Genomic DNA, 26,272 nt, shown 5'->3' on the forward strand with positions numbered 1-26,272 from the left:
TTATAATTTTTGTAATACTATCTGTTCATTACATTTGCCAATAAGGGCCGAATAGAAATTCTGCAGATCGGGGTATTTATCCTGCAGGTAATAGGATTTGCGGCGATCCAGGTTATATTGTAAAGTGATGGTATTGCCGTCCGTTATAATAGAATAGTTACAGTGTATTGATTTGTCTGCGGTTATCATTGTTATTTTTTCAGGCAGTTCTGTTATTTTATATCCTTCGGGTATCGTTATAGTCGTGGTTATAATAGTCTTGATGTTATATGGGAATTCGACGGGATATTTACGGGTAGGGCTGTTAAAGGGGGATTCGCTCATGTAATTGAAAACAATAGGATTAATATAGATAAATTCATCCGTGGCAGAAAGTTGTTTGCTGAAAGTAAGCTCTTCTTTTTCTGTGTTATCTTTATCTCCTTTTCCTGATTCATATTCGCTTATTTCCAGATCATAATCTTTTTCAGCCAATGTTTTTATTTCTTCCTTATCGGAGGCTGAGGCTGCCCATTTTCTTTGACTGTACGCGGACTGTCCGTTGCATATGGTTGTCATTTTTCCAGATATCAGTCCGGTCTTGTCTATCGATGCTTGTATAGATATATACCGAATGTTTTTACACAGTTCTCTTAAATTTACCCAACGGCTGATCTTAGGTCCCATTAAACGAGCCTGTTCTACTAGAAGAGATTCATCCAAAAGATTGATGCCTCCATAGCGGGAACCTCCGTCCATGTATATAAATTCGTTATTTCCTTTGTCGACAGCTACAATAAATGTGTTTAGTTTTTCCATGGTAGGGGAAGTGAAGGGCAGTCGTCCCAGATTCCTGCGGCTTAGTACTACAGGATAAGCTTTTAATCCTGCGGCTTTAAGGGCACTTATCAGAATAAAATTGATTTGCGCGTTATTTCCTTTACCATTTTTTACGGCTTCTTTTATGTCGCTGGCCCATAAAGCATAATTTTCATTCCAGGATATTTTATTTTTTACCAGTTGCAATACCGCATCGGCGCGTTCGGTCGTGTCGGGTATAGAAGAAAGGAGAGCGGCTTCATCTTTGAAAGGACATCCTATCTTGAGCATATCTCCGAAATCGTCGAACTTCATCATGTTTTCTTCGATATCTTCCCAACTATTGGTAAATCGTTTATATGTACTTCCCGGCATCATTGTACCTTTTAATTCGAAAGACAGCCTGGGCCTGAAATCTTCTAAGCACCAGATATGGGATTCGGGTTTAAGTGCCTGAGCGGTATCGGTGACTATTTTATATATTTTGGTATCAGCTTTTATTTGAGCTATTTCATGTCCGGTGTTGATCATGAAATTCTGATAGCTCGGAATTATTTCGGCTTGGGGTAATTGCCAGCCATAAGCATTGACACTGAAATCGAAATATTCAGGGATCTCTACAGTGGCTTCACTGTGCCATACAGGAATACTTTTTTGTGTGTTTATATCGGAGATTAACCAGTAAAAGTCGGATCGGACAGAGTATTTGTATTCTATCACACTTCCTACTTTAACATCCGGGAATGTAAATTTCTTTTGTAAAAGATTTTTCGATACTTTTTCTACGAAAATATATTTTTTATCAAGTTTTGTCTTTTTAATAGATCCGTTTTCCCAATTATATACGGTTCCCTGAAGTTTTTCAATAATTTCTTTAAAATCATAGGAATAATCGAGATATGGTATAGAAATGTTTGCTTGCTCCAATCCTTCTTCTTTTAGTATCTTGATTTTCGTACTGTAATCTGTAACTTGTGCGAAACCTTTATGTGCAGAGAAATCAAATCTGACAAATTTTTCTTCAAATAATACTACAGCGGCAGCAGATGTATCGGCCTCGTAGGTATTCATCTTTACTTCGTGTTCTGTGATTTTTCCATATTTCAAAGATATTTCTTGTGCATATAAATTTATAGAAATAAGTGAAATAAGAATAGATAGAAAAAGAAATACTGTTTTTTTCATAGTTTATGTTTCAAATATTTTAACCCCTAATATTACAAAAGTAATTAAAAATATTATATAGAAAAATAAAAATATATGTTTTTTATAAATATGTAGTTGATTATCTTATAAACTAAATTTTTTTGAAGTTCGGTATCAGTGCAGGTTAATGTTGTTTTTTGCATTCCGTATAAAAGTAAAATATCAATAAATCCAGTATATTTGTAGTAAATTTAATTCAAATAAAAACACACAAAAAATGAAACCTTACGTATTAGGCATCGATATCGGCGGAACGAATTCGGTATTCGGTATTGTAGACGCCAGAGGGACTATTCTGGCAAGCGGATCTATAAAAACGCAAAAATATGCAGCTGTCGAAGATTATGTAAATGATCTTTGTAATGAGATATTGAAGCTTGTCAAGCAAGAAGATGTTGAGGATAAAATAGAAGGTGTGGGTGTGGGTGCTCCAAATGGTAACTATTTTAACGGAACAATAGAATATTCGCCTAATCTTCCTTGGAAAGGCATTATCCCGTTGGCCCAGATGCTTGAAAATAAATTAAAATTGCCTGTAACGATCACAAATGATGCCAATGCGGCTGCTATAGGTGAAATGACTTATGGTGCGGCACGGGGAATAAAAGATTTTATCATGATCACATTAGGTACCGGAGTGGGGAGCGGTATTGTTGTTAACGGACAATTAGTGTATGGGCACGACGGTTTTGCGGGGGAATTGGGACATGTAATCATGCGGCGGCAGAACGGACGCTTGTGCGGGTGCGGCCGTACCGGATGCTTGGAGGCATATACATCTGCAACCGGAGTTGCCAGAACTGCACGGGAATTTTTGGAAATCAGAACTGATGAGTCTTCTTTACGTTTGTTGCCTATTCAGGACATTACATCTAAAGATGTTTATGAAGCTGCTGTGTCGGGTGACAAGTTGGCTATCGAGATATTTAATTATACTGGGACGATGCTGGGAGAAGCTTTTGCCGATTTTGTGACTTTTTCCAGTCCTAAAGCCATTATTCTTTTCGGTGGGCTCGCCCGGGCCGGAGAGCTGATCATGCGTCCGATACGAGAAGCTATGGAAAAAAACATCCTTAATATATTTAAAGGTAAAACAGAACTGTTGTTCTCGGAACTGAAAGAGAGCGATGCTGCCGTATTAGGCGCCAGCGCGCTGGGATGGGAAGCTAAGTGATAGTTGTATATAATATTCTGATAGGCGGCATTTTTATATTTGCCGCTTACTTTTTAATTTTTGGGATATATGATGAAAAAACCGTCTTCTTTGTGGAACCCATGGCACGGTTGCCATAAGTTGAGTGAAGGCTGCCGGCATTGCTACGTTTACCGGATAGACGGAAAACACGGAAAGGACAGCTCGGTAGTTGCTAAAACCGATAATTATGATCTGCCTTTGCGCCGTAAAAAGAATGGTGAATATAAAATACCGGCGGGGAATACGGTTTTTACCTGCTTTAGTTCCGATTTTCTTGTGGAGGATGCAGACGGGTGGCGTAAAGATGCCTGGAAAATGATGGATATTCGTCGGGATGTGAATTTCTTTTTTATTACTAAGCGGATAGACCGGTTGATGGAATGTTTGCCTGATAACTGGGGTGACGGATATGAGCATGTAACAATTTGTTGTACGATGGAAAATCAGGACAGGGTGGACTATCGCATGCCTATATATATGGAAGTCCCTGTTTGTCATAAAATTATAATTTGCGAACCGTTATTAGGCAAAATAGATTTGTCCCCTTATCTCGGGACGTGGGTGGAACAAGTTGTAGCCGGAGGAGAATCGGGGAAGGATGCCCGGATATGTGATTATGACTGGGTGCTTGATCTCCGGCGGCAATGCATAGAGGCCGGTGTTTCTTTCTATTTCAAGCAAACCGGATCTTATTTGCGTAAAGACGGGAAAATATATAGGATTGCCCGTCAATTCCAACATTCGCAGGCACGTAAAGCTTTGATTAATTTTGAACCGGAGTGAGAATATTTATTTGAATCATTGTAATTATAGTGGCAGGTCGTGTTTAATAAATTAAGGTTATTCCGGAAGTAGCTATGGCTGCTTTTTTTGTTTAATATTTTTTGTATAAATATGTGTTTTAGAATAAAAACGTGAAATAAAATACTTATTTGTGTAAAAAAATATGCTTGTTGATAGAAAATTATTACTTTTGTACTCGTTTTATTTACGAATAAAAATAATTTTGGATACTTGACTGTGAAAAAGTATTGCCCTTGTAGTTCGAATAACATTAATTATTAATTATTATAAAAATGGGAAAAAAGTTTACACTTGTTTTAGGGCTTCTTATGATGGTTCTGGCAATTAATGCCCAGACATTATTAAGAGAAGATTTTGAATCGTGTACGGTCATGCCTCCTAACGGATGGACGGTAATAGATGACGTACAACCGGGAACTGTCAATCACTGGATATTGTATGAAGATGACAAGGCCGCTGTGGCAGGTGTCAAGAGTGCATATTGTGATGCCGGCAGCTTTACTTATGATGAACCGGCGAAAGAAGAATGGCTCATTACACCCGCTCTCGTGTTGGATGATAATACATACAAACTGGAATATAAATGGGTAGGGGCTTCTGCTGCTGCTATAGAAAAACAGGAATATGATTTTAAAATCAGAATTTCTGATAATGACGGGAAAACCTGGACGGATGTATGGTCTTTCCTGAACAAAGAACAGGTAGAAAAAAGCGGGGTGTTGTTTCCCTGGGCCGCTTGGGCAAAGAATACTTCTATTATTAATTTGAGCGCATGGAAGGGAAAGACTATCAAAATTGCTTTTGTACACTGTAAACTTGTTGCCGGTCTGGGTAAAGGAAATTGCGTGAAGCTGGATGATATCCTGGTTGAAAAATATACTCCGATAGAAAAGCCTGTTGCTGAAGGTTCCGGTTCATATATTTTTAATGGAGCCTATATGGGAGTGAAAAAATATTCCGAACCTCTTTCTATCCGTAATGTCGGGGTCGATACTTTAAAGATATTGTCGATTGAAGGACTGGAAGGAACGGATTTTTCTACTAATATAGTTCCCGGCGATGTAAAGTTGTCTCAAAAACAGGAATACCGTTATAATGCGATATATACACCTACTTTGACCGGATCGCGCAATGCTACGATGACAATCAAGACTAACGGAGGAGATATTAACGTAGCTTTGCAGGGAACTAAGCTGGTCTTGCCTGCAAATTACACCTTGGAAAGTTTTGAAGGCGATGTATATCCTCCTTTGGGTTGGACGTCTGCCAGCGAATGGAAACGTTACGGAGCCGGTTTTTCCGGTGATTTTTGCGTATATTCAAGCTTATCTTCGAATGGAGAGTTAATGACTCCTCGTTTGGATCTTTCAGCCGGAGGCCCATATACGATCACATTCGATATGCTGGAAGATTATACTCCTGCATCGGACGATGCCGTAGGCCCTGAAAATGAATTGGAGCTTTATTTTACTTCTAACGGCGGAAAGAGCTGGAGCAAACTTAATTTCCAGAATTTGACTTTGAATGAGATTGTTCGTTATAAAGTGGATCTGGGTTCTCCTGCATCTGATAATTGCTATGTGAAATTCAGATATGCCATGGAGCTCGATCTTTCAGGAGGTTATGATGAGATTCCGGAATACAGTACGATTTTTGTGGATGATGTGGTTCTTCCTCCTCTTTACGGACGTGATGCTGCTCCGGTGGCCGCAACAAATCCTGTACCTGCAAATAATGCCATCAATGTGCAGAATGAAGATCTTAAATTATCCTGGGGCGGAAGTCAGTTCGCTACCGGTTATAAGTTATATGTAGGTACTTCCGAAAATAATTTCGATATTGTGAACGGCGAATCTCTTACGGCTACTTCTTATGAAATAGCTTTGTTAGAGAATAATACGAAATATTACTGGAAAGTTATTCCGTTCAATGCAGTAGGCGAGAGTGCCGATGTAAAAGTATGGCAATTTACGACGATGGCCGATCAAAGTATAAAGACTTTCCCGTATTTTGAAGGTTTTGAAGGAGATGCATTTCCTACGTTGGGATGGCAAAGTATTAAAGGCGGTGCCTATGGTGGATGGAGCCGTACGAATATCAATCCTTTTGACGGAACATATTCGGCATTGGTTTCAAGTAACCTGAGCAATACTCAGGATATCCTTCAGAGCCCTCCGGTTCAATTACCTAACGATAAGGATATGCAGATCAGCTTCTACTGGGGAAATTCGGTACCTTCCGGTCTTACAAAACCTAAAGCACCGTCAATAACTACTGTCGTTGATAATGATACGTTATATTTAGAAATAAAATCGAACGGCGAATGGAATGTGCTGGCTTCTTTATCTACATTGGATAAAGAAAACCAATCCTGGGCACGTGAACGTATTATGTTGTCGGCCTATAAAGGACAGACTGTAGCATTCCGTTGGCGTTACAGTGTAATGAACGGGATGAAAGCTACCGGTGGTGCTTTAGATAATATTATGATAGAAGAAGCCGCTATGGGTGGAAAAGCTGTTATTAATGCGCAAAGTTGGAATGCCGGCTCGGTAAATTATAAAAAATCCTACTCGTCTGGTACGGTGTTTGCTTTATTGAATGACGGTGAGCAGCCTATGACCCTTAAAAACATCAGTTTCAAGAGTAATAATTTTATGACTTCTCTTGCTCCTAATACAGTGATTGCTTCCCGCGAAAGCGTACCTTTCTCCGTAACATTTAATGCCGGCGACGCCAATAAGCTGGTACAAGATACTATGTTGCTCGAATTTGAAAATGCGGCAACGATTAAATTCCCTGTTGAAGGAACTGCATTAAGCAGTACGGTACGTTATTTCAGTTTCGATGAAGATGAGTTCGGTTCTGTAAATCCTCAGGGATTTACCATGATCGATGTTGACCGGGCTGCCACTTGCCGTCCTGTATTTATCAATTACCCGAACTACGGTGGTGCTTACGCCTTTATCGTAATCAACCAGAAACCGGAGCCGGAAGGAGCTGACTGGCGTAATATTTATCCCCGTTCGGGAGATCAAATGCTGGCTGCCATGAGTCCTCAAGTAGAAGGTTTGTCTTCTAATGACTGGATCGTTAGTGAAAAAATGACGGCACGTGACCATGCACAATTCCGTTTCTATGCTAAATCTTATGGTGATACCGAAAGTTTTGAGAATTCCAAAGTTTCAGTTTGGGTAAGTACTACAGATAATAAGCAGGCTAGTTTCGTGCCTGTGGCAAATGCACAGAATATGGTAGTTCCTCATATCGATAACCACAGCAATAAAAACTTTACGGAGTTTATTGTAGACTTGAGTGCGTGGAAAGGACAACAAATTTATGTAGCCTTGCAGCACACGGTAAGTTATAATGGTTTCGTCGCTTTCTTTGATGATTTCTATTATGAAGATTTCGATTTCGGTGCCGAAGAGAACAGTGCCCCTATATTTATGTCTACCCCTGTAGAGAAGGCAACGATAGGACAGGTGTATACTTATAATCTACAAGTTTATGATGCCGATTCGGATCCTGTGACTATTAAAAATACCGGTCTTCCTTCTTGGTTGACTTTCACTCCCAATGCTACCGGCGGCGTTTATACAGGTACGCCAACTACATTAGGAGAAGTGATGTTCCGCATCAGTGCTTCCGATGGTAAAGTTTCGGTAAGTCAAGACGTTGTTATTGACGTGACAGACGGTTCGGGTGTTGAAGAAGTAAATGCCGCTAAGGTTAAAGTATATCCGAATCCGGTAAGAAATGTATTATGTGTTGAGGGTACTGATGTAGAAGCTATTCAAGTTTATGACTTGACCGGAAATTTAGTTCTTTCGAAAGTAGGAACCAATGAAATATCTGTAGAGTCTCTGATCACCGGAACATACATCGTACGTGTTCAATCGGCCGGACAGGTTTACTCGACCCGTGTTGTCAAGATGTAAGATATAAAAATTTATATGCCCGAAATAGGCGGACTCTTTTTTGAGTTCGCCTATTTTATTTTTTAAATAATGAGGAATAAAAAAATGAGAGGTAATTATATGTGTTTAATTACAAATTAGAAGTGATTGGCGATATTATCTTTCTTTTTTTTAGAAAATAAATATTTTTATATATCTTTGTCAAACAAAAATTATTTTTAAACGGAATACCCTCCTGGAATAGAATTTTGCAGAATAAAAATACGCAATTTGTATCGATATATAGAAATATTTAATTTTCTAAGATAAGTTTTAAGTATTAATTAAAATATACGTTTATGAGAAAATCTACTTTAATTAGAATGTTGTTTATTGCTGTATTGCTGGCTATCGGGGCTATCCCTCCGGCAATGGCGGAAACAATTACTATCGGGGAAAAGAGTTCGTTCCAGATTACGAATTCGGCTCCGATAAGTTATGGGTATTATAACTCTCATAGTCAGATAATTATTCTGGCAAGTGAGCTGAATCTGCTGCCGGGTTCATCCATTAATTCCCTTACTTTCTATTATAAAACATCATCAACATCGAAAGATATGTCCCGTACATTGGCCTTTTCTTTGGGAGAAACGGCCCAGAGCAGTTATGCGACAACTGATTTTTTAACGGCTTTGAGTACTTGTCTTGAGACCAGTGATACAAAGATGGATTTCACTACGAATGATCAAGATGCGGAAGTTACTTATACATTCACTACTCCCTATATTTATAATGGGGGTAATCTGGTTATAGACTCAAAGACTATAGTAACGTCAAATCAGTGGACTACAGTATATTTTTATGCGGGACAAAATACTTCGGAATCTACCGTTTTGTATCATTCCTACGATAGTTCAGACCGTGCTGTTTCGAAAGATAATAAGCGTCCTGTTGTGACGATCGGCTATACAGCCGGAGAATTACCCGCCGAGGCAAAACTTTCGGCGTCTCCAGGTTCGCTCGATTTTGGTTATATCAAAGCTGGAACATCTGTTAGCAATAATGTTACCGTACAAAATATAGGTAAAGCGGATCTGACCGATTTTTCTGTAACCGGTATTTCGGCTCCTTTCTCTGTCGTTGTTCCGGATGGCGTTGTAACTTCTTTGGAAAAGAAGGAATTGATTTTTACTTACAATCCACAAGATGCAGGCGTACATACACAAACGGTTACCATTCACAGTAACGGAGGTTCCAAGAGCGTTGAACTGACAGGCAGTGCATATCCCAAAAATGCATATTTCGAACATTTTGAAGATATTACCTCTGCTCAGCCTGTGCCAACTTTTTGGTCTTATACCTCGGCTACGAACAGTGATCTTTCTGTAATTTCATCGGGAGGCCTGAACGGAACGAAATGTTTGGCAGTGGGAGAGAACTATTCGAATTATAAATTGTATTCTCCGAAAACCGGCGGACGCGTCTCGTTCTATGCGAAAGGCGGAGGCGGAGGTTATGGAGATACGCCTAAGCTAATCGTTTCCCAGCTGCTTGCATCCGATCCTGCGACTCCGGTAAATAAGCAGACCATAAGCTTATCTTCTTCTTATAAAGAAATAGTGATTGAAGATATTCCGGCCGGAACTAAGCTGATGTTCGAAATGAAGTATGTTTATCTGGATGAATTTTTTGCAGAGTCTGTCGAATTGCCTAATAACAATATACAGATGCTGGATATTACGTCCCCTTCGAGTTGGGGTACGCTCAATGAAGGAACTTCTCCAGTAACGTTTACTTATAAAAATGCAGGTATATCCGATATGGCTGCCAACTCTTATTCTTTTACGGTATATGATAGTGAAGGAAATGTACTCGGAACACTTACCGAGACTCCGGCTATAGCAGTGGGAGAAACAAAAACCTGTACGGTGAATGTGAATATTGCTTTGGAAGTTCAGGATGACGGACAGAGAATAACGTTCTATGTACAAGTTTCGGATGATGATGATAATTCTGATAACAAAACGGCGTCAAGGACGGTTTCCATTAATCCGGCTATTGGTAAACTCGGCCAGATAAAAGATGTTTATTTTGGTGTCAATAAAGGAATAAAAGAGATGATTTTCGAGTTGTCCAATACAGGAATTTCTCCTTTGAACATATCTGATATTTCTGTTGCGGCTCCGTTCACGGTCGATAAGAAAAATATGACTCTGGAGCCCGGAAAGTCCGAGAGTTTAACGGTTAAACTGGCCGGAAATGCCGGAGATTACGATGAACTCGTTACCATTACGCATAATGGTATTGGGGGAACTCGTACATTCAGGGTCTTGGGAACTATAGTGGCGGAAGATGCCTTACTGGAATCTTTCGAAAGTACGGTTTTCCCGCCCGCCGGCTGGGTTATGCCGGAAGGCGCTAATTGGAGGAAAAATACGACGTATAGTTCTTATAATCATTTGACCGGAATTCTGGAGGGAATATATACTTCCACTACCAGGGAAGACGATAAACAAAGTGCGGAAAACAGTATGGTGAATCTCTCTCGCCTTATGACTCCTCGCTTGAAAGTGGCAGCCGGCGACAGTCTTGTATTCTATGTGGCCGGACGTACTTTTTCAAGTGTATTGGATGTACTTTATTCACAGGACCGTTCACAGTGGACAAAAGCCGCGTCTTATACGGCCGATGACTTTGAAACTACTTCTTATAAATTCAAGAGATTTGTAATAAAGGATATCCCGGCCGGAGATTATTATTTCGCTTTCGATGCAGGTTACGTCCTGTTAGATATGGTTCATGGTTATAAACTTTCTCCTGCTTCGCACGATTTATATATCAACTCTTTTACGGGTAATGCTAAAGCTACGGTAAATAATGCGACTTCTTTTGAATTGTCCGTATCTAATATCGGTGTGAATAATGAAACGGCAGGCTCATATACTGTTACTTTGAAAGAAGACGGGGATTCTGTAGCTTGTGCAGCTGTCGTTGATTTGGCAGCAGGTGCTTCACAGATTTATAATATTGGCTATACACCTCATTCCGCAGGAGAGCATAGCTATACGGCGGAGATCAAAGCAGGTGAAGATTATAAAATCGTCTCTGCCCCGGTTGTCGTGAACGTAGCTCCCGAATCCTCGGAAGTTAAACATACTATCGGTAAGGTCACTACTACTTCACGTTCGTCGAGTGAAGCTCCTATAGATTTGCGATCATTGTTCAGCCAGAGTGAAAGTGTTTATACGAAGAGTATGATAGGACTGAGTGCCGGGGCCAAAATTACGAAATTATCTTACCCGTATTATAGATATTCCGGTAGTAATGTGGATTTTAAAGCTACGATTTGGATGGCTAATGTGACGGATGAAATGCCGGGTGACGCGTTTACCGATGTATCTGCTATGACACAGGTATTCTCCGGAACGGTGAATTTAAAAAACACGAAGGAGTTTGCAGACGCAGAATTCGTATTACCGGAAGGATTTGTTTATAGCGGTGAAAATATACGTATAGTTATCAAAGTAGAAAGTACCGAAAAACAGTATAGTTATTCGTTTGCTTATGAACAAAAAGCCGAAATGGATCGTCGTACTGCAACGACTATTTATGCTGTTGCCGATGCGAAAGAACAACTGGAAGCTAAAAAACCTTCTTATTTTGAAATCTATACGGCAGAAGACTGGACTACCGGCGATTCTGAATCATTCCAGACCAAAATGCCTGTGATCCGTTTATCCGAAGAACGTGCGGTTCCTGTTGTAAGTGGTGTTGTGAAGGCCGGAGATGTAAAATTACCGGGCGCTCGGGTTACACTGACTGCAGGAGATGTCGTGTATGCTGCTGTATCGGACGAAGAAGGAGCTTATAGTATTCCTGTATATCAGACGGGAAAAGACTATGTTTTGACGGCTGTTCTTGAAAACTACAGAGATTATACTCATGAAACTCCGGTTACGGTTGGTGAAGAAAATATTGGGAATCTGGATATAGAATTTTCTGTTCCGGTCGTTAGCGGTGTGGTTAAAGTTGGCGATATCGAATTATCTGGAGCTCGGGTTATATTGACTTCAGGAGATATTTCGTTCATAGGAGTTTCCGATGCCGAGGGAGTTTATAGCATACCTGTATATATACCCGGAAAGGATTATACACTTACCGCTACTATGGAAAATTACAGAGACTATGTTGCAGAAGGACTTGTTTCGGTTTCTAAAGACGATATCGGCAATCTCGATATAGAGTTTGTCGCTCCTGTTGTTAGCGGAATTGTAAAATCGGGTAATACCATACTGGCCGGTGCGAAGATCGTTCTTACTTCTGGTGACGTAGCGTATGATGCGGTTTCCGGTGCAGACGGAAGCTATCGTATGGATGTTTATTTAACAGGTAAGGATTATGCCGTAACTGCTACATTGAAAGGTTATAAAGACTATGCGGCAGAGCAACCCGTTACTGTCGGTGCAGACGATATAACTCTAAACATAGAGATGGCAGCTGTACCTTCAGCTTTGCCTGAAAATCAGTCTTCAGGAATAAAAGTCTTTATTGATGACTCGGGTATGTGCCATATTTCCGCCGGAGAAATTATACAATCGGTCACCATAAATAGTGCGAACGGAACGGTTGTAAAATATGCCGAGCCCGGAATATCTGACACTGAATTAAATGTCGGAGATTCTGTCTCGGGAATTTATATGGTCATTGTTAAAACCGCAACTGCCGTGGAGGTTGTGAAGGTGATTAAAAAGTAATGACAGGTAATTGTTTTTTGATGCAGCGCCGGGCTTTAAGCCCGGCGCTGTCGTTTTTATAGCAAATGGGGTATTATAGGATTTAGATTAGTATATTTTATTAGCAGTTTTTGAGGATATGTAGGCAAGTTTGTGTAATTTTGTGCAAATTATAAATGAACCGATTAAATAATGAAAAGAAAATTACTTGTTTTAAGTTTATTGCTGATAAGTATTATAATGGCGAATGCCCAGGGAAGTTATACATTATCCCTGAAAGTGTCGGCGGTAACCGGAGAAAATCTTACCGGAACGCCGGTCAGTCTGGAACACGTGGATTATGGTTTACAGTATCCTGAAGGATATTTATCTTCTACCGGAGAAGTCCGTTTTGATCAGGTGTTTGAAGGAGCTAACCTTTTGAAAATAGAGAAAGATGGTCTGGCTGTATATGAGAAAGTGCTGGATATCACGAAAGATATACAGTTGGAAGTTATTTTACAAGAAGATGTGCGTAATCCTTATGCTTTAAAATCCAGTGTGTTGCATAATCCCAAGACGGGAGATACCCAAATACTTTTGAATTGGAACGAAGAAACGGATTACTTCTTTGATGATTTCGAGTCTTATGAACCTTTTGCCATTGAATTTTCTCCGTGGACGGGTATCGATGTAGACCAGTTTCCTGCTGCTAACCTTACAGGCAATTATCCGAACCGGGGGCTTAATCAGTATGCGACTATATTCAATCCTTTGGAAATAGATCCTCCTGTATGGTATGAATATCCTGTTTTACGTCCATATAGCGGTAAACAATATGCCGGTTTTATCCGTACGGCCAATGAGGCTGCTAATAATGACTGGCTGATCTCTCCAAAAATAAAAGTAGGCGTTAACAATGTCGTGAGGTTCCTGGCTAAAGCGGGAGATGCTAAGGATGAACGTTTCAAGGTATATATTTCGACCAAAGGAACGGAAATAAATGATTTTGTCCAGCTTACTGCCGGTAATTACGAAAGTGTTAATTATAAAGCCTGGAAGAAAATAGAGTACAATCTTTCTGCCTATGAAGGAAAAGACGTATATATCGCTATTCAATATATCTCCCGTGCCTGCTTTATGCTCATGGTCGATGATTTTTATGTAGGTCCTTCTTCCATTAATCCCTCCAAGGCTCGTCGTCGTGCTTCTTTTGCCAATGTATACCCCGAAAAATTTGCTTTATATGTGGATGGGGACTCCATAGGTACTACCCTAAATACATCTCATTCGTTCAAGGGTCTTGCGCCGGGTGAACACACATTAGGAGTCAAAGCGATCTATCGTGTTTCTTCATCGGATGTTTCTACGTTGGGAGTAAATATGCCGTGGCCTTCTTCGTTTGCCGAGGTAACGTTTAATTTTACTTCGAATGGGGCCTCTCCAGATGGGTGTTTTGTCAATTTTATAGGGAGAGGGGATAATAAAGAGATGTTTACCGATACGATTAAAGATGGTAAAACATGTTTGAAAGCGATGATGAAAGGAGAATATCTGGTGAGCATAGATTCGGAAGATTTTGAGCCTTTCAGCGAGTTAGTGACAATCAGTGAAAAAAGGGTTGTTGATGTCGCTTTAAAAGAGAAAATAGTGAAACCGTACAATATTACAGTGGATATGACGGTTAATGCAAGTACGCAAAAAAACGATGCGTTAGTTCGCTGGAACCAGGACTTGGGGTGGAGCGATAATTTCGAGTCTTATGATAATTTTGTACAATCTTTCGGAGACTGGACTACGGTCGATGCCGACGGAATGACGACTTATGCCGTTAATTTAGCAGGGGCTGAAGTGTCTTTTCCCGGAGTGAAAGGGAAGATGCCCTGCCTTATTTTTAATGCTAAAGCTACGAAACCTTCGATGTACGAAGATGGTGCCGCCCGTGCTCCTGAAGGGGATAAGTGCGTGGCTTTCTTTTCGGCAGAGGCCGGACAATCCAATGACTGGCTTATTTCTCCCAAACAAAGGATCCGTGAAGGATATGTCGTGCGTTTTCTGGCAAAATCATATACGAGTATGTATACTGAAAAGATAAGGATTATGATATCCGAGTCGAAAGATATAGAGTCGTTTACTGAATTGGATATGATAACACTGTCCGATTCCTGGTATGAATATCAGGTCGATCTGTCGGCGTATGCAGGAAAAGACGTATATTTGGCTGTAAATTATGTTTCTTACAATGCATTCTTCTCGTTACTGGACTCTTTCTATGTAGGTCCAGCTGAAGATTCCGGAACTGAAAATACAGGTTCAGCTACCTATGATATATATTTGAACGGAACGAAGCTGGGAAATACGAAAGATTGTTCATATACGATATCATCCCTGGATGACGGAAGTTATACGGTAGGAGTCGTAGCCGTATATAAATCGGGAGAATCCGAAATGTCGGAGTATTCTTTTACAGTGGATAAAAGTGCGGTTTCCGGGGTAGAGAAACCGGATATACGTATATATGCAGTGTCTGGGTCTATATATGTTAGGTGTACGGTTTCCGGGGATGCCAGAGTTGAAGTCTATAATACGATGGGACAACTTGTTTCTGTTAAGTCCTTGAGCGGAGAGGCTGTAATACCGGTTCCTGCGGGATTCTATACTGTTAAAGTTGATTGCGGAGGCACATCTGTCGTTCGGCAGGTGGTTGTAAAATAAGATATTTATGTTTTGGTACAAAGAAAGCGGCCGTAAGCCGCTTTCTTTGTTATTATAAATAATACATATTATGCAGGTAGTTCAAAAATAAAGGATATATGTAGACTTCTTATTATATATTATTTAAAAATATTTTCATTTGGATGGGTAATATTATTTATGTTATTAAGTATATTTGCAATATATTAATATTTGTGATTTTCTTTGAATAATGCCAATAAATAAAAACCCTATAAAAGATGTATATGATTCCGGTAATGTCCGGAGCATAATGTCCGGTTTACTGAACATGCTGAAATGTAAACCGGACATATCGGAGGCCCGTTATATATTGAGTCTTGTTATAGAAGAATTCGGAGCAAGCCGTGCGTATATCGTTGAATATGATTGGGAACGATTCGAACAGAATTGTGTTTCTGAAGTGCTGGCGGATGGGGTGGAGCCTGCTATGTCGGGATTTAAAAATATTCCGATGAAAGATACTTCATGGTTTGTCCAGCGTTTATGCGCCCGCAAACCAGTTATTGTAAATGATATGTCGCTTCTTTCTGATTCAGGTAGAATTAAGCTTCATTTCAAAATTAAAGAAGGAACATCATCTTTTATTTTACTGCCTGTTGTGACGGGAGAAACGACTGTAGGTTTCTGGGGATTGGATACGGAGGAAAGAAACCATCGTGTATGGACGGAAGGTGATTATCACTGTCTTTCGGTTTTTTCCCATATGCTTACTGTGTCCGGTACTTTTCGTAACGAATTTACCGCTACCCGTATTAAAAAGACCGATGGATGGGAACTTAACAAGATTCGTTTGAACAGTATATATAATAATATACCGGTAGGCCTGGAAATATATGATAAAGAGGGATTCTTGGTCGATCATAATGATAAGGATGTGGAAATATTCGGATTAACGGATAAAGACGACCTTATCGGCAAAAGTATGTATGATAATCCGGTTATCCCACGGGAACTGTTGGAACGTCTGGGAAATAACGAAGATATCAACTTGCATTTGAATTATGATTTCAGTAAACAGGACGGTTATTATAAAACACATATCAGAGAAGGTGTCAAGAATATCAACATTAAGGGAAAATGCATATTTAATCTGCAAGGAGAGGTCGATTATTATCTGTTTGTGATTTCGGATAATACCGAGACCGAAAAGATTTATACGGAAGTACAGGAATTTAAGGAAATGTTTTCGGTAATTGCCCGTTATTCCAAGGTCGGTTATGTCAAATATAATCTGACGACACAGAGCGGATTCGCTGCCGGCGAATGGTACCGGAATCTTGGAGAAGAAGAGAATATTCCTTTGCCGGAAATTGTAGGGATCTACCCTCATGTTCATAAAGATGACCGGAAACGTCTGCAGAATTTTTATTCACAAGCTTTTATCGGTGCCAAAAAGTCATTCTCGGAAGATATTCGGGTCGTATGTCCGGACAGGACGTGCAAGTGGTTGCATAAGAATATAATTATACAGGAACAGAATGACGGAACATTGGAAGCCGTAGAGATAAACTTTGACATTACGCAGAATAAAGAGACAGAGGAAAAGCTTATAGAAGCGCGAAAGAAAGCGGAAGAATCGAATAAGCTGAAATCTGCTTTTCTGGCGAATATGAGCCATGAAATACGTACGCCTCTTAATGCTATAGTAGGATTCTCAAACATATTGGCGGAGACGGAAGACCTCGAGGAAAAACGGGATTATATTGCCATTATAGAGAATAATAACGATCTGCTGTTGCAACTTATCAACGATATACTCGATTTATCGAAAATCGAGGCCGGTATATTGGAATTTAATTATTCCGATGCCGATATCAATAGCATTCTTGAGGAAGTGGAATATTCTTCCCGAATGAGACAGAAGCGGAAGCATGTGCTTATTGAATTTGACGAACGTATGCCCGAATGTGTGGTGCGTACAGACAGAAACCGTGTGACACAGGTATTGGTGAATTTTATTAATAATGCGATGAAGTTTACCCGGGAGGGCTGTATTCGCTTCGGTTACCGTTTGCAGGAAAATAATATGTTGTATTTTTATGTTTCGGATACCGGATGCGGTATTCCTGCCGATAAAAAAGAACATGTTTTCGACCGGTTTGTGAAATTAGATTCCAAGGCGCAAGGTACCGGATTGGGATTGACCATCAGTTCTACCATTATAGAAAGGCTGGGAGGGGAAATAGGGGTAGAATCGAAATTGGATAAAGGTTCGACTTTTTGGTTCACTTTACCCTATATCCCTGTTCAAAGTATAAAAGCCGCCGATGGGGAACAGGAAAAAGAGGTTAAAGAGTTATTGCCTGAAGATAAATATTCCATTCTTATAGCAGAAGATAACCCCGGTAATTATAAATTATATGAGACGGTATTGGGTAAAGAATATAATTTGATACATGCTTGGAATGGAGCCGAGGCTGTGGACTTATTTAAGGAATATAATCCCCCTCTGATACTTATGGATATTAAAATGCCTGTCATGAATGGTTATAAAGCTACAAAACTGATTCGGGAAATATCATCCTCGGTTTGTATAGTAGCTGTTACTGCATTCGCTTTTGAGGAAGACGGCGACAGGATACTCCGCAGCGGTTTTGATGCTTATACGACAAAGCCTATACAAATAAAATTATTGAAAAATAAGATATACGATTTACTGAAAAAAAGGTACTGATTTTAAACGGTGCGGTTAACACGAGAGAGGAGAAAACACAATTTTCTTCTCTCTCTTTGTGTTGTTTGAGCAGAATACCGTTTTAGTTGTATATCAGGATGTAAAAGTTCAGGTATGATGCGAATGCGACCCATAATATATAAGGGATAAATAGTAAGCTGCTTAATTTAGATACCGGATAAGTCCGGACTGCGTACAAAACGATAAAAAAGAGCAGTGCAATTATATTGATAAATCCCAGCAGAGGATTCTGCAGGAAAAAAAAGACTATGCTCCAGGTAAAATTCAATAATAATTGAATAATGAATATTTTTATGAAACTCCATTTCGCAGGGGTATGTAAAAGAATTATATGCCCTATTGAAATACCCATGCATATATATAGTATACTCCAGGCGACAGGAAAGACGAAATTAGGAGGAGTTAAAGCCGGTTTGTTAAGGAATGGATACCAGTTAACTATGGAATCGGCTTGTGCCAACGATGCACTTATCCCTACTCCGAAACAGAGTAGTACGGGGATGAAATATGCCAGGAACTTTTTCATAGGTCTGTTTTATCATATAAACATATTTATCTTTCTCTATGTTCACAATAAGCAGTTTATGAAATCAGTTGTACAATAAGATCAGGAAAGGTCGATAATCTTTCACGTCTTTACGAAGCATTTCTGGTGCATGTGAAATGAGATAGGTAATAGTTTTTATAATTCTGTTTAAAGATCGATTGGGTTAGAGCCGGGTTTTATTATAGAAGGACGCTCTTTTTGCATGCATGAAAAAACGAATGAAAATTCGGGGATGTTTATTAAATAAAATTCCGGAAGAGTAATTATCTTTATATGGTATAAAAACGATAAAATTAAGCTAATTTGTTTTATGCGTTTCGGTTCTGGACATCTTTATTCTTAAAATGGCTGTTATGTTGGTACACGTGACGGATGGACTTGTTTCCGGAATGAAAAAAGTATGATTTTCATGAGAATATTTATATTGCCTTTATTATTATTTGCGGTTCTTTTTTTCTGTTCCTGTTCTCGCAGGGCCGGTGGAGATAATGTAAGAGATATGGTTTCGTCTGTTTCTCAAAATGCAGATTCCGCGAACCGTATTGTTACGGAAGAACCGGAACACCGTTTGTTAGAAACAAAAGTAAAAGATATTATTCCTGAAAGTATAAGAATAGAGAAGGCATTCCTGTATGACCGTCATACTCTTCTGGATAGTTATCCTTATAAAGATACGGTGCGTATGTTCCAGTGGTATAAAATAAGGAAGGCACTGGCATTGCTCGATTCAGCTCAACGGCATACGGTATCGTGGGGTGTTCTCCAGAATTACAGAAACCGGAACGGTGAATCTCCACTGGTCAGGAATTATAAAAGGAATGCATATCGAAGAATCGCCGATACGTTAGGAGTGGAAAGATTCCAGTCTGTTCCGCTTTATTTGTCCGGTGATTCTGTGCCCGAAATATACGGCCGGGACGGAACACTAGTGGAATTGTTGGACGCCGATTCGTTATATACCGGTGTACGTGCTTTGTATTTCGGAGGAAAATGGAAAGTTCCGCGTAAATATGTAAAGTCTTTGGCCGATTCGCTGGTTTTTACTAAAGTGATTTTCGTCGATGTCGTGAACCAGAATATTGTAACGCTGGAAAAAGTAGATTCCGTGTGGATGGTCAGGAGTATGAATCCGGTAACTACAGGCCGCCATCAACCGCCGTATATGCAGGAAACGCCTCCGGGTATATTTGTCATTCAGGAAAAAAAGAAAAAAATGATATTTCTGAAAGACGGTAAAGACGAGCACGGTGGTTTTGCGCCTTACGCTAGTCGTTTTACCAATGGCGGATATATTCACGGCATACCGGTGAACGAGCCGGATACGATTATACGTGAGTACAGTCCTTCGCTCGGTACTACACCGCGCTCGCATATGTGTGTGAGAAATGCGACATCTCATGCACAGTTTATTTATGACTGGGTATCGGTAGGGAAAACACTTGTTTTTGTGTTAGACTGATTTTTCGCGCTGTTAATTATACGTTTTTACCGGATTTTTTGAAAATGTATTATTATAGAATTCTGCCGAAGTATTTGAAAGAATCTTTTTTTTGCGTACATTTGTTCTATGAAGTGGCATGGAATAAGGCCGCTGTTGCTTAGGAAAAACATCGTATTGTCGTTTGACTTTGAAAACCGCCAAGATTTCTGCACTCGGATGATAATAGACAGTTTCTCCGTCCTTTTGCGATTGTATGTGTTTTACATATAATAGTAAAGGCGTGGGGTCATGGTCTATTTAGAGTGCGGGTGCTTGGCGGTACCTCAAGGTCGGAATGGACACCAGCCATGATGCTCACGCTTTTTTGTACCGGTTTATGTTTATTTGTTCTGCCAGCTTGGCGGAGAGATGTATTAAGACCGAATAGCCATTCATATTATTGTTTATTATTATATTTTCCGTTATGAGAGAGGATATGCATTTTCAGTTAAGATCCAATTATTTTCTGCGACTATCTTTAATGGTTATTTTATTGCTGTGTTCTTTTATTTCGTATGCCCGGACGGCTTCGCAGGGGCAAATGAGCTATCATAAAATTCCTACTTCCATTTTGCCCGGAGTAACGGAACGGGATTATACCGTTTATTTGCCAAAAAGTTATGCAACACAGCTTGACAGGCGTTATCCGGTACTTTACCTCCTTCACGGAGGGGCAGGCGGTGCATTCAGCGACTGGATGGAAAGAGCGAGGCTGGAAGGCTTTGCAAATGAAATAATCGATTCGGGAAATGCCTGTGAAATGATTATCGTATGTCCTGACGGGAGGTATAGAGATAATGCCATGTGGTTCAATATGGAAGACTGGCCTGCCGAAGATCATTTTTTTCAGGAACTGATACCGTATGTCGATAGTACTTACCGTACATTAAATGATAAAAAACATCGCGCTGTCGCGGGGCTTTCCATGGGTGGAGGCGGCAGTCTGTTTTATGCGATTTCACATCCGGATATGTTTTCGGCTGTTTATGCCGTCAGTTCTTATGTAGAACCATTAGACCGTATTTCTGCACCGAGACCCGATTGGTCCCAAACAGAAGTTGAGAAGAATAATATTATCCGTTTGTTTGATAGTGCGACTCCGGAACAAGTTGCAAAATGGAAAAAGTTGAATTGGTTCATCGATTGTGGAGACGATGATTTTACTTATGATTCGAATATCAGGATGATTGCTGCTATGCGTAAGCAGCAAATTCCTTACCAGTTGAGGATTCGTGATGGCGGACATACCTGGCAATACTGGATGACTAGCTTATACTTGATGCTTCCTTTTGTGAGCCAATCATTTGTTACGGAAGAGAAGTGACTTTCTAACAGTAATAACATAATGCTATTGTTCAGAGCTTTATCTTTGATGAAGTGGGCAAATTTATGCTGGACATGATTACCGGTTTAATGGGAATATATTATTTGATAAAGATCATTTTTATTGTCTGGGTTTATCAGGTGATATATATTCCAAAATCAATTTTGCACATCGTATACCTTTTCTCCTTGCTTTTGTCCTGTTTTGTTTTTTATGTAAATCCATATTTCGGAGCCTGTTTTATGCAGAATAATTCGCGGGTTTCAGGATAGCCTTGTTTTGAAAAGTTATTATTGTCTTAACTCTGAACAGGAAAGTCTGTGCTCATTTTATGTATTTCCTGTGATAAGTTTTTCAACTTAAATTGGGGTGATATTGCGATTTATCTAAAGATTATTTTAACGTACACTTCCGAATTACACATTCTTTTTCTCAATAATACCAAAAAAAATACATTTCTACCTTTTCTTACAAAAGTATTTTTATATCAGTTAATTAAATATACTAAATGTAAGTAGTTAGAACTTATATAATTACGCTGCCGTTATAATCCCGAGATGTACATCATAACTAATATGAGTTACTAACCATTAAATTAATAGGCGATGTTTTATCATTCAAAGAATTTGCAATTCAACGCTCGTGTTTCTAATCCGGATCCCCGCTTTGCCCGTATGCTTCTCGAAGCTTTCGGGGGAGCCAACGGAGAGTTAAAATCTGCCATGCAGTATTTTGTACAAGCATTTAGTTGTCGTAATCCGTTCCCTGACAAGTATGATATGTTGATGGATATTGCGACGGAAGAGTTGGGTCATCTCGAGATCGTCGGGGCAACCATACAAATGCTTCTCGGTCCTGTGAACGGACAAATGAAAGATGTTGTAGAAAATATGGAAATAAATACCGTAATGGGTGGAAAAACCAGTAAAGAAGATTTCATACAACAGGCATTTACCAATCCGCAATTCCTTATCACTTCACCGGGAAGTCCTATGCTTACCGACAGTAACGGTAACCCTTGGTGCGCAACGTATGTTTCGGCCAATGCGGAACCTACTGTCGATTTCCGTTCCAATATGGCGGGAGAATGTAGGGCCAAAATTGTTTATGAATACCTTATTCCGTTTACCGATGATCCCTCGGTTAAAGAAACACTCGGCTTTTTAATGACCCGTGAAGTTACACATTACCAACAATTCGAAGCCGCGTTAGAAACTATCCAGCCTAATTTCCCTCCCGGTGTATTTCAATCAGATCCTAAATACAGTAACCTTTATTTTAATTTGTCGAAAGGTGAAGATGCCCGTGGCCCTTGGAATGAAGGAGAGAGTACGCAGTTGAAAGAAGAATGGCAATACATCGATAATCCTTCGGAGGAAGTTGTTAAAACAAACGGTTTATTAGACAGAAAACCCGAAGGTACTGACCGTACTGAAGAGGAAGTTCGTAAATATGACAGTAAAATGGCTAAAGAGCGTAGTACCGAAATATTATCAGCTACTCCCGAAAAGGATATGCAATGGTGTGATTACAAATCTGTAAAAAAAGACAGCAAGTAATAAGAGTGCTGTATCATATATTGTTTAACTATAATTTTTATTTTTATGATTAAGAAAACTGAAAAAAAGCAGGAAGCTAAAAGTGCTCACAAAGCAGCTCCGGCAAAAGAAAGCAAGTCCTCTGCTTCAACTAAGAAATCGGTAAAAAAATAAATGACCGTTTCATACAAGAAGCAACGTATTATTCCCGGTAATGCATTTAAAAGTGTTATTACCGGGAATTTATCTGAAAATCATGTTTCATTTAACCAATATCGGCCGGGATTTTGCCATGCTCTCCGGGGAGAAGTCTCAAGGAAATTTCTCAAGAATATCTGAGCGTATTTTCGGTTTTAGGTAAAAGATCGTGTTTTCAAGATATTACTTTCATCGAAAAATTCATTTACCGAAAAAAGCTACCTCGTTGGAATATATTAATAAATATGCTACTAAATTTGTTCCAAAAGCCAATTTTCTCAGATTTCTGAGATACATAGGTCCGGGACTGCTCGTCACTGTAGGATTTATCGACCCGGGAAACTGGGCATCTAACCTGGCTGCCGGAGGCGAATTCGGATATTCGCTACTCTGGATGGTCACATTTTCTACTTTGATGCTCATTGTTTTACAACATAACGCCGCACGATTAGGTATAGCAACCGGATTATGTCTTTCAGAAGCCGCCACGATTTATCTGAAGCCTGCATTTTCCCGCATTTTACTCGGTTCTGCCGTAGCCGTTTCCATTTCTACGTCATTGGCCGAAATACTCGGCGGAGCCATAGCATTGCAAATGTTGTTCGGTATTCCTATAAAAACCGGAGCGTTACTGATAACTGTTTTTGTAATTATAATGTTATTTACCAATAGTTACCGGCTGATCGAGAAATGGATTATCGCTTTTGTTTCGGTTATCGGTTTTTCATTTATCTATGAACTTTCACTTATATCTATAGACTGGCCCGCCGCAGCCTATTCCTGGATTACACCTTCTTTTCCGGAAGGCTCTATGGTCATTATTATGAGCGTGCTGGGTGCTGTGGTAATGCCACATAACCTGTTTTTACATTCGGAGATTATACAAAGCCGGAATCAGATAACAGAAAACAATAACGATATACGTTACAAATTACGTTATGAATATATCGATACTATTTTTTCGATGATCTTGGGCTGGGCGATAAATAGTGCGATGATTTTGCTGGCGGCAGCGACTTTTTTTGTCAATAAAACACCGGTTACAGAGTTACAGCAAGCCGATTCGTTATTGAAGCCTATGCTTGGAAATGCTGCTGTCGTAATTTTTGCCGTAGCACTGTTATTTGCCGGAATCGCTTCTTCGATTACTTCAGGAATGGCGGGCGGCTCTATTTTTGCCGGTATTTTTAAAAAGCCGTACAATATTCGTGATATTCATTCCAGATTGGGGGTGATAATATCTTTAGCGGTGGCATTTGCGATCATTCTTTTGATCGATAAGCCATTCGAAGGACTTATTTATTCCCAAATGATTCTCAGTATTCAACTTCCATTTACCATATTCCTGCAAGTTTACCTCACGTCGTCGGAGAAAGTTATGGGATCCTATAAAAATACTCCCAAAATACGATTTCTTCTTTATTTTTTCGGAGGTGTGGTCACTTTGCTCAATATAATGCTACTTATTAGTTTTATATACTAATAGCATGATTTTAACCAATATATGGGTAAAAGAGGATAGGTTTCTTTTAGAATGTTAAACGCTAAACAAAATTTGCGTCTTGGGTTTTATAATAGGGAAAAATGTTGAAATTTAAATTTATAGGGATATGTTTGAAAAGGAAATATTGGGAAATTCCCTTCTGACATGGTGTATTTCTTTTCTCTTTATTTTAGGAGCGGTGATTATAGTAAAATTACTGACTTTGTTCAATAAAAAAGTTTTCAAATCATTTATTAGCCGTACATCCAACCATCTGGACGATATTATTTTTTATTCTATCGAACCTCCTATTAAATTTGCAATCTTACTGCTCGGTATCTGGATTGCCATTCACAAACTGGTTTATCCCGACAATTTCGTAAAAATCGTCGATAACGCATACCGAATACTCATAGTCTTAAACGTTACCTGGTTTTTTGCCAGGCTGTTCGGGGGATTACTTCAGGAATACTGGGGACGACGATCTGACGGACATCCCAATAAAATGATGCCGGTCGTAAAAAGAATAATTCTTGTTATCGTGTGGATTATCGGAATTGTAATGGCACTCAGCAATGTTGGAGTAAATATCAGTGCTTTATTAGGGACGTTGGGTATCGGCGGTATCGCATTTGCTTTGGCCGCACAAGATACGGTAAAAAACATTTTCGGGGCTTTTACCATCTTTACAGATAAACCTTTTAGTATTGGAGATACTATTCAGGTAAACGGTCTTGAAGGAACCGTGGTAGATGTAGGAGTCAGAAGTACTAAAATACTGGGTTATGACAGGCGAATTACTACCCTTCCGAATTATAAGATTACCGATGCCTCCATTGTCAATATTTCTTCAGAACCAATGCGGCGCATGACGGTAAAAATCGGATTGACCTATGATACTCCTCCCTCTAAAATGAAAGAGGCTCTGGATATTTTAAGAGCCCTACCTCAAAAGGTAGACAATGTATCGACCCATCCCTCGGATATCACGCCTAATTTTACCGATTATACTGACTGGGCTTTAGTAATTACTTATTATTATTACATTGTAAAAGGAGGAGATATATTAAAAGTGTCGTCGGATATGAATATGGCTATACTTGAATCTTTCAATAAAGCAGGTCTTAATTTCGCATTTCCCACACAAACTGTTTACTTAGAAAAAGAGGGGACGGACGAAAACACAAACAAACCTGATGATATTCCTGAAGTTAAACCTTGATAACGGTTTGTGTTTTATTAAAATAGATATAAGTTCGAATATAAATTTGATCATGGGAATCCTGTCCTTTACGAAACATATACACATTAATAATTTTCAGTTCTTAAGTGTTTACTACCGTTTTTCCTAAATAACCGCTGTCGGATATAAGAGAAAAATAATAGATTTATTAAATCGTTGTTGAGGTGGCCTGTCACTATCTGGTTTTTTTATAGGCCTTAGTACTGATATTACTTTGTCGGTTAACACAGTGATGTGAGTCTGTAGTTATCCGATACTTACGGATGGGTTTTATTTACACATGTTGAATGGATTGTTTCGGCCTTTATCCGACATATGGTAAAGTTCCCGGGTTCCTGTACGAGGTATTAGACCGCCAAGAGAATAATCTTTCTTAATTCCTGTAGTGTTGTGCCGTTTTTTAATTCATTCTTC

13 protein-coding genes are annotated in these 26,272 nt (G+C 39.4%); 11 read left to right on the forward strand and 2 right to left on the reverse strand.

Translation table 11 applies throughout. The features are described from left to right. Positions 1 to 1,983, reverse strand: coding sequence for a DUF3857 domain-containing protein (locus OCV73_RS07425; protein WP_147550907.1), 1,983 nt, complete (start codon positions 1,981 to 1,983; stop codon positions 1 to 3). A 238-nt stretch (positions 1,984 to 2,221) separates the two neighbouring features. Between OCV73_RS07425 and OCV73_RS07430 the strand changes: the two genes are divergently transcribed. The 6 genes from OCV73_RS07430 (at position 2,222) to OCV73_RS07455 (ending at position 18,024) form a co-directional block, all read left to right on the forward strand. Next, the gene (locus OCV73_RS07430; protein WP_147550909.1) at positions 2,222 to 3,178 is read left to right on the forward strand and encodes an ROK family protein; all 957 of its coding nucleotides are present in this window, start codon (positions 2,222 to 2,224) and stop codon (positions 3,176 to 3,178) included. Positions 3,179 to 3,250: 72 nt separating this feature from the next. Then, entirely contained in the window at positions 3,251 to 3,982 is a 732-nt protein-coding gene (locus OCV73_RS07435; protein WP_147551067.1) for a DUF5131 family protein, read from the forward strand. 293 nt (positions 3,983 to 4,275) lie between these two features. Continuing rightward, positions 4,276 to 7,944 (forward strand): T9SS-dependent choice-of-anchor J family protein, encoded by a 3,669-nt coding sequence (locus OCV73_RS07440; RefSeq protein WP_147550911.1) that lies wholly within the window; start codon positions 4,276 to 4,278, stop codon positions 7,942 to 7,944. A gap of 317 nt (positions 7,945 to 8,261) precedes the next feature. Then, the gene (locus OCV73_RS07445) at positions 8,262 to 12,656 is read left to right on the forward strand and encodes an Ig-like domain-containing protein (protein ID WP_147550913.1); all 4,395 of its coding nucleotides are present in this window, start codon (positions 8,262 to 8,264) and stop codon (positions 12,654 to 12,656) included. Positions 12,657 to 12,827: 171 nt separating this feature from the next. Next, positions 12,828 to 15,329 carry a T9SS-dependent choice-of-anchor J family protein gene (locus OCV73_RS07450; RefSeq protein WP_147550915.1) on the forward strand — a complete coding sequence of 834 codons (2,502 nt, stop codon included), beginning with the start codon at positions 12,828 to 12,830 and terminating at the stop codon, positions 15,327 to 15,329. 211 nt (positions 15,330 to 15,540) lie between these two features. Continuing rightward, a complete protein-coding gene (locus OCV73_RS07455; protein ID WP_147550917.1) occupies positions 15,541 to 18,024 on the forward strand; it encodes an ATP-binding protein in 2,484 nt (827 codons plus the stop codon). Positions 18,025 to 18,106: 82 nt separating this feature from the next. Here OCV73_RS07455 and OCV73_RS07460 read toward each other — a convergent pair whose 3' ends face one another. Continuing rightward, positions 18,107 to 18,571, reverse strand: coding sequence for a TspO/MBR family protein (locus OCV73_RS07460; RefSeq protein ID WP_147550919.1), 465 nt, complete (start codon positions 18,569 to 18,571; stop codon positions 18,107 to 18,109). A 421-nt stretch (positions 18,572 to 18,992) separates the two neighbouring features. On the opposite strand from OCV73_RS07460, the gene OCV73_RS07465 reads away from it, so the two are divergent. The 5 genes from OCV73_RS07465 to OCV73_RS07485 all read left to right on the forward strand — a co-directional run bounded on the left by OCV73_RS07465 (position 18,993) and on the right by OCV73_RS07485 (position 25,837). Then, positions 18,993 to 20,051 (forward strand): L,D-transpeptidase, encoded by a 1,059-nt coding sequence (locus OCV73_RS07465; protein ID WP_394802951.1) that lies wholly within the window; start codon positions 18,993 to 18,995, stop codon positions 20,049 to 20,051. A 445-nt stretch (positions 20,052 to 20,496) separates the two neighbouring features. Further along, complete coding sequence (locus tag OCV73_RS07470) at positions 20,497 to 21,396, forward strand: alpha/beta hydrolase (protein WP_147550921.1); 900 nt, start codon at positions 20,497 to 20,499, stop codon at positions 21,394 to 21,396. A gap of 605 nt (positions 21,397 to 22,001) precedes the next feature. Beyond that, positions 22,002 to 22,955 carry a manganese catalase family protein gene (locus OCV73_RS07475; protein ID WP_147550922.1) on the forward strand — a complete coding sequence of 318 codons (954 nt, stop codon included), beginning with the start codon at positions 22,002 to 22,004 and terminating at the stop codon, positions 22,953 to 22,955. Between the two features lie 403 nt (positions 22,956 to 23,358). Beyond that, the gene (locus OCV73_RS07480) at positions 23,359 to 24,615 is read left to right on the forward strand and encodes an Nramp family divalent metal transporter (protein WP_147550923.1); all 1,257 of its coding nucleotides are present in this window, start codon (positions 23,359 to 23,361) and stop codon (positions 24,613 to 24,615) included. Between the two features lie 127 nt (positions 24,616 to 24,742). Beyond that, on the forward strand, positions 24,743 to 25,837 hold the full coding sequence (locus OCV73_RS07485; RefSeq protein WP_147550924.1) for a mechanosensitive ion channel family protein: 1,095 nt from the start codon (positions 24,743 to 24,745) through the stop codon (positions 25,835 to 25,837). Positions 25,838 to 26,272 lie beyond the last annotated feature (435 nt).

This window comes from Barnesiella propionica, from assembly GCF_025567045.1.
Classification (GTDB): Bacteria; Bacteroidota; Bacteroidia; order Bacteroidales; family Barnesiellaceae; genus Barnesiella_B; species Barnesiella_B propionica.

Bases quoted from the DNA above. Each gene is read 5' to 3' on its own strand.
- OCV73_RS07425 (WP_147550907.1), bottom strand. From the start codon at position 1,983: ATGAAAAAAACAGTATTTCTTTTTCTATCTATTCTTATTTCACTTATT.
- OCV73_RS07430 (WP_147550909.1), top strand. From the start codon at position 2,222: ATGAAACCTTACGTATTAGGCATCGATATCGGCGGAACGAATTCGGTA.
- OCV73_RS07435 (WP_147551067.1), top strand. From the start codon at position 3,251: ATGAAAAAACCGTCTTCTTTGTGGAACCCATGGCACGGTTGCCATAAG.
- OCV73_RS07440 (WP_147550911.1), top strand. From the start codon at position 4,276: ATGGGAAAAAAGTTTACACTTGTTTTAGGGCTTCTTATGATGGTTCTG.
- OCV73_RS07445 (WP_147550913.1), top strand. From the start codon at position 8,262: ATGAGAAAATCTACTTTAATTAGAATGTTGTTTATTGCTGTATTGCTG.
- OCV73_RS07450 (WP_147550915.1), top strand. From the start codon at position 12,828: ATGAAAAGAAAATTACTTGTTTTAAGTTTATTGCTGATAAGTATTATA.
- OCV73_RS07455 (WP_147550917.1), top strand. From the start codon at position 15,541: ATGCCAATAAATAAAAACCCTATAAAAGATGTATATGATTCCGGTAAT.
- OCV73_RS07460 (WP_147550919.1), bottom strand. From the start codon at position 18,571: ATGAAAAAGTTCCTGGCATATTTCATCCCCGTACTACTCTGTTTCGGA.
- OCV73_RS07465 (WP_394802951.1), top strand. From the start codon at position 18,993: ATGATTTTCATGAGAATATTTATATTGCCTTTATTATTATTTGCGGTT.
- OCV73_RS07470 (WP_147550921.1), top strand. From the start codon at position 20,497: ATGAGAGAGGATATGCATTTTCAGTTAAGATCCAATTATTTTCTGCGA.
- OCV73_RS07475 (WP_147550922.1), top strand. From the start codon at position 22,002: ATGTTTTATCATTCAAAGAATTTGCAATTCAACGCTCGTGTTTCTAAT.
- OCV73_RS07485 (WP_147550924.1), top strand. From the start codon at position 24,743: ATGTTTGAAAAGGAAATATTGGGAAATTCCCTTCTGACATGGTGTATT.